This window comes from Megasphaera sp. MJR8396C (assembly GCF_001546855.1).
In the GTDB taxonomy this organism is placed as follows: domain Bacteria; phylum Bacillota; class Negativicutes; order Veillonellales; family Megasphaeraceae; genus Megasphaera.
Genome location: NZ_KQ958207.1, coordinates 80,869 through 87,903, shown reverse-complemented (window position 1 = coordinate 87,903; position 7,035 = coordinate 80,869). Strand labels below are relative to the sequence as shown.

The 7,035-nt window shown below is 48.4% G+C and carries 3 protein-coding genes and 1 tRNA gene; all 4 read right to left on the bottom strand.

The genetic code is table 11. From position 1 onward, the window contains the following. Positions 1 to 4,023: ESPR-type extended signal peptide-containing protein (locus tag HMPREF3201_RS10555; protein ID WP_197408292.1), on the bottom strand; the 4,023-nt coding region annotated here is incomplete at its 3' end. 888 nt (positions 4,024 to 4,911) lie between these two features. Further along, positions 4,912 to 4,988 (bottom strand) — tRNA-Val (locus tag HMPREF3201_RS10550). A 68-nt stretch (positions 4,989 to 5,056) separates the two neighbouring features. Further along, positions 5,057 to 5,599 carry a TlpA family protein disulfide reductase gene (locus tag HMPREF3201_RS10545; protein ID WP_154253951.1) on the bottom strand — a complete coding sequence of 181 codons (543 nt, stop codon included), beginning with the start codon at positions 5,597 to 5,599 and terminating at the stop codon, positions 5,057 to 5,059. Between the two features lie 130 nt (positions 5,600 to 5,729). Then, complete coding sequence (locus tag HMPREF3201_RS10540) at positions 5,730 to 6,935, bottom strand: MFS transporter (RefSeq protein WP_062413023.1); 1,206 nt, start codon at positions 6,933 to 6,935, stop codon at positions 5,730 to 5,732. Positions 6,936 to 7,035 lie beyond the last annotated feature (100 nt).

The following is a 7,035-nucleotide window of genomic DNA, read 5'->3' as shown; positions in this document are numbered from 1 at the left end:
GTCATCAAGAGTTGCGACGGTCGCACCACCTGCGGTAATGCGGTTAATGCTCGTACCGGCTAAGTTAGGCGCACTGGTTCCGGCTGCAATAGTCGCCGTCGAACCGTCATTACCGGTCAGAGTGACAGAGCCGGTAGATCCATCAACGGCTACGGAAGATCCGTCCTTGCCGTTAACAGTCACAGAACCATCGACACCGTCTGTACCTGTGCTGCCTAAGGTAATGTTATCAGCCAGTTTCATGTCATAGGTTTTCGAGCCATCGGTAGCTGTAGTAGATGTTACTTGTAAATTACTACCTGCATACGTGCCACCTGTGCCGGCTGCCGTGCCGCCTTCAACGGTAATCGATGTTGTCGTACCGGAACCACCGGAAATATTTTGAAGTTCTTTCCACAACTGACTGCCGTTAATAGCATCGGTAGAAGTTTCACTAATTTCACCAGGCGCAACGTTAATAATCTTATTATTACCGTTGTCGAGACCGGAACTTGTTAAGGATACAGGGTCACCGGTAGCCGGGGTAATGGTAATGCCACTATTATTAACAACGGTATTCCCCATCGTTAAGGAACCTGTGGAGCCTAAGTTAAGGTCTTTATTGAGTTTAACCGTTAACAGAGCGTTATTGCCATCCTGGCTGGATACGACGCCGATGTTGCCCGTCGTAAGATTAGCTTCCGTCGTTGCTTCGCCCTTGACGTTAACTTGATTGTTCAATTTTACAGACGCAACACTGCCAAAGTCACCATAGTACTTCATGCCGTCATCAAGAGTTGCGACGGTCGCACCACCGACAGTAATACGGTTAATAGAAGTACCGGCTAAATTGGGCGCACTGGTGCCTGCTGCAATAGTCGCCGTCGATCCGTCCGTACCGGCCAAAGCGACAGAGCCTGTGGCACCATCAACAGCTACGGAAGAACCGGCAGCCCCGTTAACCGTAAGGGAGCCGCTTTCACTGCCTGATTCCCCAAGAGCCACGGTATTTTTCAAACCTACGGTAATCTTTTTACCATCCGCATCAGCGGTAGTCGTGATGTTACCGTCACCGGCAATCTGGATTGTCTTGCCCAGGTCTTGTTTAACTGCTGTATTATTGTCATCCGTCAAGCCGAAGCCGCCAGTTGCGTTTTCACTGGTGCCGTCGATAATAGCATCGCTTACGGTTTTCAGCTGATCTTCCGTAGCTGCACGGCCGCTTACGATATCCGGATTGGCTACATTCCACGTCGTGTTATCCAAACCGGTTACATAGCTGCCTTCTTGAGATGTACCACCAGCTGTAGTAGCGGTTTGATTACCTAAGATAGCATCGCCGGCCGTTACGGTATTCAAACCTGTAATATCTTTCGCCAAGCGAACGGTTAATTTACCATTATCACCGTCTTGAGCGGCTACGATGCCAATGTTATTGTCGGTCGATAATTTGGTAGAATCAGTTTCACCGCCAACAATATTGACGGTTTTATTCAATTTTACAGCGGCCGTTCCGGTGTCGCCGGTGTAGACCATGCCGTCATCAAGGGTTGCTACAGTCGCACCGCCTGCGGTAATACGGTTAATAGAAGTACCGTTGACGTCGCTAGTCGCCGTACCGGCTGCGATGGTAGCCGTAGAACCGTCGGTACCGGTTAAAGCCACAGAACCGGTTGCCCCATCAACGGCTACGGAAGAACCACCGGTACCGTTAACAGTAAGGGAGCCGTCCGTGCCAGTCGTGCCGGTGCTGCCTAAGGTAACCTTATCAGCTAATTTAAGGTCATAAGCGATAGAATTGGTGCCTGTCGTCGACGTAATTTGTAAGTTGTTGCCTGTATACGTACTGTCGGTACCGGCTGCCGTGCCGCCTTCAACGGTTACCGTAGTCGTTGAACCGGAGCCACCGCTAACACCGGCGATAGCCTGATTCAATTGACTTACGTTAACACCATCGGTGCCAGCTGTACCGGCAGCAACGTTGGTAATCTTGTTCCCTCCATTATTGAGGCCCGTACCGGTCAGAGATACAGCGGTGCCACCACTGGGTCTGATAGTAATGCCGTTACCGCTAAGGGTTGTGGCATTGCCGGTGGTCGGATTGGTCAAATAGATTGTTTCCAAGCCACGGAGAGTTTTATTTAAGAGAAGGGTAACCTTGTTGTCACTGATTACGCTACCGATATTCGGGCTAGTGGAAAAATCAGACTGATAGTACAGTGTATTGTCTACGCCACCGGTAATCTTCAAGGATTCATTCAAAAGTTTAGTCGCTGTACGCGGTGTGTTGTCCGAGCCATATTGTGTGGATCCACTGGCTTGGAAATCACCGGTAGTAGCCAGCATGGTATTGGTCCACTGCTTCATGTTCACGGCATCCGTATCATACTGACCGGCTGCTAAACCGGTGAGTTTACGGGTCACGGAATTTCCGGCAAAGCCATCTGTACCAATGGAAACGACACCAGCACTGCTGTTCCATACGCCACCGCTGGTAGTACCGGCATTGCCTTTGGTAGAAAGCCAGCTGCTCCATGTACTGTCCTGAACATTCCAGCCCTGGCTGGTAGTATCTGTTGATCGCTCTGTAGTGGATCCAGAACCAATGGCCACACTAGTTGCAATCTTGGCCGTAGCAGCACTGCCTAATGCAATAGCACTAGCCGCCGAAGAATCTATAGCAGCCGTTTTACCAATAGCAATAGAATTCCCAGCCGGAGCGACGGTCTGATAACCGATAGCAATGGCGTCCGGATCCGTTGAAGCTGTACCAGCAGAGGCTTCTCGACCAATAGAGATACTTCGCGTACCTAACGATTTTGCCAAATAGCCAAAAGATATAGCACTACCGGCACTGGCGACCGTATCATAACCAATAGACATAGAATAAGAACCACTTGCATTTGCATTAGTCCCTTGGGCCATAGCACCGCCACCGCTGGCTACTGCATTATAACCGAAAGCACTGGCTCGGACGCCGGCGGTAGTAGCATTACGGCCTACAGCCATAGCATTTTCACCACTAGCATTTGCAGATGCACCGACGGCAATGTTTCCTTGATTTGTAGCTTGCGCACCCGACCCCGTAGCTACTGCATAAATCGCGCTCGCATTAGAGTTTTTACCAATGGCAACGGCTTCAATCGCGGTAGCCGAACTCGCACCACCAATTGCTACCGTAAAGCCCGAAGTCGATTGAGATGCAGCACCGATGGCAACCGCAGAGTCTCCATTTGCATCATATGAGGTCCTAGAAGTATCCGTATTACCGGCAATAGCATTATTACCAATAGCGATAGTATTCGTAGAATACGAGCGAGTATTTGTACCAAAGCCCATAGCATTTTCATAGGCTAGTGTGCCGCCGTCAGGTTGACCGACGACAACATTTTGACCGATAGCAATACCATGAACCGCATTTGATCGGTTGTTAGAACCTAAAATAACCGAGTTACCGGCACGACCGTAGGCAATATTGTCGTGACCGATTAGGACCCGGCCGCCGAAAGCCGAACTCGTGTTAGACCCATTAGGCGTATCTTCTGACGGCCCATAGTTCGCCGTTATGGCAGTCTGATTTGCGCCGATTACAACGTCATTAAGACTATAAGCTATGGCATTATAGCCGATAGCAACGGCTTTATTATTAGTGGCTCCTGCCGTACCGGCAATACTGCCTAGACCAAAAGCAAGGGAATAATCATTGGCAGCCGTACCACCGGCTATAGCTGCCGCATTGGTGCCGCTCGCCGTCGAACCGTTACCGACAGCTACAGAGTTAGTACCGCTTGCATTGGATCCGCCGCCTGCAGCCACGTTTGTGGTCCCACTAATAGTCCCCCAGGCATTGGTTGCAAATGCCGGAAACGTTAGGGTTGAAGCAATCCCCAAGGACAGACTGGTCACGACGGCCAGCCGCAGCAGGCTATGGGGTACGCGCGACGTGTGCTGCGATTTTGTTTTACTATTTCTCTTAGCAAGTTCTGAAACGACTATGTAGGCATTTCTCACCTTACTCCAAACGACCTTGTAGATCTTATTCATAAAAAAACCTTCCTCCTTTTAAATCCCAATAACAACTCGTAAAAAACGGATGTACTCGGAATCTATCCTGACAGTAGGCAAATCTAGGACCTGTCAGGATCTGTCAATGACTTGTGATGTATGGTTACAACAAAAAAAATACCGTCTCGGTAAATCGTTCCCCCGTTGAAACGATCAATCACAGGTCATGCTGTCAACACCCCTTCCTGCTGTGATGTTTTTTCAATGAAACGTATACACTCTAACGATAAGTTACACTTCAAAAAATAAAATTGGGACCACATAAAAACTTATTTATAAATATCATTTCTCTTTTAATATTTGACAATACTCATCCACAAAGTTTTATTTATTTTGTTTTATTATTGAAGTTGTAAGCTAAATCATGTACTACAAATACGCTAGTTATCCCAATTTATCTTTATATTATAATGTGGATTGTTTTAATCTTTGATATAGTATATCATTCTGTCAAATAACTTGTAAAGCTTATCTATAAGAAATTTTGTGTCTTTACATAAATATTAACACCATAAAAAATATAAATTTTCTCTAACAAAGTATATCATGTGTCAATATATTACAATTTTAACTATAAGAAAGGGCCCCTATTCCCTTTTATAGAAAGGCGAAAACAAAAAGGACAACATAATTTCTATATAAAAAAACAGCCGAATTGGGATATATCGGCTGTTTCTGGAATACATCTATTGTTTAGCATATCTTGTCCCAAATAAGCGTATAGATCACTAATCAGGACATAATTTGTCTATAATACACCTATTATTCGCAAAAGTTTTGAATAATTTTTCTGATTCAAAAGGGCAAAAAGAAAAAGCCCGGTTGTATCATTACTCAAAGAATAATGGATACAACCGGGCTCATGTATGGTGGGCGGTAATGGATTCGAACCATCGACCCCCTCGATGTCAACGAGATACTCTAACCAACTGAGCTAACCGCCCATACAGCGCAAGTTTCATGCGACTTGTATAGTATACCGTGTTTTCGTCTTCTTGGCAAGTCTTTTTTATTATTTTATCTTTTCCAATTCTACCTCCATTTGGCGCTCGGTCAGGACGCCGCGATAAGGAAAGCTCATCTGGCCGCCCCGGGCGATGAAGATGACCTGCGGCACGTCGGCGATGCCGTAGTCACGAAAAAGTTGGCCGTCACCGCCATAGACGGGGATCCCGTAGCCTTTCTTGCGGCAGTAGGCTGCCCCCTTGTCAGCATCGGGACCGGTAGGCACGGCGACAAAGGTAACGTCCGCTCCATACTTCTGATACATCTCTTCCAGAAGGGCTAAGTTCTTCAGGCTGTCGTCGCTCCAGACGGCCCAGAAAAAGAGACAGACCGGTTTTTGATTATATAAGTCCTGCAGGCGCACGTCACCATCTTCACCGTAGAGCCGTTCATCAGGGGCCAGCATTTCCGTTTCGGCCCGGCTCACTTCTTCGGCCGCTTCTATTGTCGCCGAGCTGTAGGCATCGGGTTCTTTTTCGGGCCAAAAAAAGAGGCTGAGCACGACGCAGACGGCGGCTAAGCATACCAGTACTTTCGTTTTTGTCCTCATGATTTCTCCTTTCGTCTATTATACCCGACTGACGAATAAACTTCAAACGACCGCAAGGCCCAAAAAAGGGACCGTGCTGAAGGTAAGGCACAGTCCCTGAATCCGGGGAAAATGAAATATATGAGACGCCTCAGGCGTGAATATAGATACGGACGGCACGATTGATGAGGTTGATTTTCCGTCCATAGAAGAGATAATACAAGACGAAGCAGGCAGCGGCGATGACACCGGCTACAATGTAGAGCTGCGGGAAGGTCAAGAGGCCCTGGAGGCTGCCGAGAACGTAAGGACCGACGCCGATGCCGAGGTCAAGGGCGACGAAGTACGTCGACAAGGCAACGCTGATACGGTAGGGCGGCGTCAATTTGATGCAGACGGCCTGACCGTTCGACATGAAGGTCCCATAGCCGAGGCCGACGAAGACGCCGGACAAGAGGAGCTGCCACGAAGTCCCTGTAATGCTGAGCAGGAAGAGGCCGATGGCAAGACAGATGTAGCAAGGATAGAGGACGTAGTTTTCGCCTTTGCGGTCGAAGATGATGCCCGTCAGCGGACGAGTCAAGGTAATGACGACGGCGTAGACGACGAAGAAGAAGGTCCCGGCTTCGACTAAGTTGATTTCCCGGGCATAAGCGGCCAGGAAGGTCAGGACGCTGGAATAGGCAAAGCCCATGAAGAAACCGATGATGGAGATGACCATGACGCGGTATTCGACGTAGTTGTCGAGGGTCATGGCTTTCATCTTGGCGATCTGTTCGGACGTCAGTTCAATTTCATTGATATGAAGGATGATGCAGCCGATCATGCACAGGCCGACCAAGACGGCGCAGAGGGTAATGATGAAGGTGAAGTTGGTAATGACGATGAGGAGCATGCCCAAGAAAGGACCGACAGCAGCGGCCAGGCTGGTGCTGAGGCCGTAATAGTTGATGCCCTGGCCTCTCTTTTCAGGCGGAATACAGGAGGCAACGATGGTGTTGGTCGCCGTCGATACGATGCCGTAAGCCATGCCGTTGAGGAAGCGGATTACGTAGAGAATAGCTAGATTCGGGATATAGAAATACAATAAGGTCGTTACGAAGTAAAAGATGATGCCGCCATAAAGAGACATGCGGCGGCCGTAGAGTTCAATGGCCTTGCCGAACTGAAGGCGTGCCAAGAGGGTGCCGACGATGAAGATGCCCGATGCCAGTCCCGCTTCCCCTAAAGAGGCGTGGAGTTGGTCTTTAGCGACGACGGCGATGATGACCATTAACAGATAATAGATGAGGTAGACGACGAAGTTGATTCCCGTATCAAGCAGGAAATCCTTGTTCCAAAGTGATTGATTTGACATACAGCATTCACTGCTCCTTTCGTATTTGCAAGCTAGATTCTACACCTTCCGCCGCCCCTTGTATAACAGAAAAAAAAGATATTTGTCATCGTTTTTTTTG